The organism is Mesorhizobium sp. M7A.F.Ca.US.002.01.1.1, from assembly GCF_004022955.1.
In the GTDB taxonomy this organism is placed as follows: domain Bacteria; phylum Pseudomonadota; class Alphaproteobacteria; order Rhizobiales; family Rhizobiaceae; genus Mesorhizobium; species Mesorhizobium ciceri.
Window position 1 is genome coordinate 1 of the sequence record NZ_RZQE01000631.1, and the last position, 2,754, is coordinate 2,754.

The 2,754-nt window shown below is 64.6% G+C and carries 2 protein-coding genes; both read left to right on the plus strand.

What is annotated here, in order from left to right; all coding sequences use genetic code 11:
• The coding region (locus EN932_RS33190) for a DegQ family serine endoprotease (RefSeq protein WP_164890757.1) at positions 1–1,320 on the plus strand (1,320 nt) is incomplete at its 5' end.
• A 48-nt stretch (positions 1,321–1,368) separates the two neighbouring features.
• The gene (locus EN932_RS33195; protein WP_013531441.1) at positions 1,369–2,676 is read left to right on the plus strand and encodes a replication-associated recombination protein A; all 1,308 of its coding nucleotides are present in this window, start codon (positions 1,369–1,371) and stop codon (positions 2,674–2,676) included.
• The last annotated feature ends 78 nt before the right edge of the window (positions 2,677–2,754 follow it).

Below are 2,754 nucleotides of genomic sequence, written 5' to 3' on the forward strand. Positions count from 1 at the left end.
CCCGACAAGCGCGTGCCGTTCGGTCGCGAGGAGGTGCAGCTGTCGTTTGCGCCGCTGGTCAAGCAGACGGCGCCGGCGGTGGTCAATGTCTATGCCTCGCAGACCGCCAAGGTGACATCGCCTTTCGACGGCGATCCGTTCTTCGAAGAATTCTTCGGCCGCTCGCAGCCGCGCGCGCAGTCTTCGCTGGGCTCCGGCGTGCTGGTCGATCCGACTGGCGTCGTGGTCACCAATTACCACGTCATCAAGGATGCCGACCGGGTCAAGGTGGCGACCGCTGATGGGCGTGAGTTCGACAGCAAGGTGCTGCTCAAGGACGAGACTCTCGACCTTGCCGTGCTCAAGATCACCTCGGACAAGCCGTTTCCGGTCATTGCCATCGGCGATTCCGACGCGCTCGAGGTCGGCGATCTGCTGCTGGCCATCGGCAACCCCTTCGGCGTCGGCCAGACCACCACCAGCGGCATCGTCTCGGCACTGGCCCGCAGCCATATCGGCGTCTCCGATTCCAGCTTCTTCATCCAGACCGACGCCGCCATCAATCCCGGCAATTCCGGCGGTGCGCTGATCAACATGGGCGGCCAGCTGGTCGGCATCAATACGGCCATCTACAGCCGCAGCGGCGGTTCGATCGGCATCGGCTTCGCCATTCCCTCGAACATGGTTCGCGCCTTTGCCGACGCGGCCAAGGCCGGGCTCGACTTCTTCGAGAGGCCCTATGTCGGCGCCGAGTTCGAAGCGGTGACGCCGCAGATCGCAGAATCGCTCGGCATGGAGAAGCCGACCGGTGCGCTGGTTTCGTCGGTCGAGGCGACCGGACCGGCCGCCAAGGCAGGGCTCAAGCCCGGCGACGTGGTGCTGCAGCTCAACGGCAAGCCGGTCGAGAGCATCGAAGCGCTGGACTACCGGATGGCGACGCTGTCGATCGGCACCACCGCCAATTTCGCGGTTCTGACCAAGGGCCAGCAGGCGGCGATGGATATCGCGCTGGAGCGTGCTCCGGAAGGCATGAAGGCTGCCGAGGTGACGCTGCATGGCCGCAGCCCCTTTTCGGGCGCCAAGGTCGCGGAGCTTTCGCCCCGGCTCGCGCAGCGGCTTGGCCTGCGCACGGACATCAAGGGCGTCACCGTGGTCGACATCAACCGCGATTCACCGGCCGCCGATTTCGGCTTCCAGCCGGGCGACATCGTGCGCGAGGTGAACGGCACCACCATCGATACCGCAGCGACCCTGGAGCTGGCGGCCAAGACGGATACGCGCTGGTGGCGCTTTACGGTCGAGCGCGGCGGGCAGATACTGCGTCAGGTGTTGCGTTATTAGGGCTGGGTTCCGTGCATTCGGGCTCATGCTCCAACGAAAAAGAAGTGCATGGCCGATCTGTTCAGCGTCGATGAACCGGAAAAGAAGCCGCCTGGGCGGCCGCTGGCCGACAGGTTGCGGCCGAGGAACCTTGGCGAGGTCGTCGGCCAGGAGCATCTGACCGGGCCTGACGGCGCGCTGACCCGGTTGATCGGTTCCGGCTCGCTCGGCTCGATGATTTTCTGGGGGCCGCCCGGCACCGGCAAGACCACCGTGGCGCGGTTGCTCGCCGGTGAAACGAGTCTCGCCTTCGAGCAGATATCGGCTGTCTTTTCCGGCGTCGCCGACCTGAAAAAGGTGTTCGAATCAGCCAAATTGCGCCGTGCCAATGGCCGCCAGACCTTGTTGTTCGTCGACGAGATCCATCGCTTCAACCGCGCGCAGCAGGACAGTTTCCTCCCGGTCATGGAGGACGGGACAGTCGTGCTGGTTGGCGCCACGACCGAAAACCCGTCCTTCGAACTGAATGCCGCTTTGTTGTCACGCGCGCGCGTTCTGGTCTTCCATTCGCTTGGCGAGGAGAGCATCTCCAAGCTGATGGCGCGGGCGGAGGAGACCGAGGGCAGGGCGCTGCCGCTCGACGACGAGGCGCGGGCCATGCTCATCCGCATGAGCGATGGCGACGGCCGCGCCTCTCTTACCCTGGCAGAGGAAGTCTGGCGAGCAGCCAAGCCCGGCGAGGTCTTCGATCCCGAGGGTCTGCAGCGCATCGTCCAGCGCCGCGCGCCAATCTACGACAAGGGCCAGGACGGCCATTACAATCTGATCTCGGCGCTGCACAAATCGGTACGCGGTTCAGATCCTGACGCGGCTCTCTACTATCTCGCACGCATGTTCGATGCCGGCGAGGATCCGCTCTATCTAGGCCGCCGGCTGGTGCGCATGGCCATGGAAGACATCGGCCTTGCCGACCCGCAGGCGCTTGTCGTCGCCAATGCCGCCAAGGATGCCTACGACTATCTCGGCTCGCCCGAAGGCGAACTCGCCTTTGCCGAGGCCACCGTCTATCTCGCCACCGCGCCCAAATCCAACGCCGTCTACAACGCTTTCAAGGCCGCCACGCGGGCCGCCAAGGAACACGGCTCGCTGCTGCCGCCCAAGCACATCCTCAACGCGCCGACCAAGCTGATGAAAGAGGAGGATTACGGCGCGGGCTACCGCTACGACCATGACGAGCCGGATGCCTTTTCGGGGCAGGATTATTTTCCGGAGAAGATGGGTCGCCAGACCTTCTATGATCCGCCCGAGCGCGGCTTCGAGCGCGATATCAGGAAGCGGCTCGATTATTGGGCAAAGCTGCGCAAAGAGCGGGAATAGCCGGGTTGCGTGAGGCTATTGACCAGATCCGCCAGGCAGCCAGCCGGCCGCGGTAGCAGGGCCGTTGTGTGGTAACCC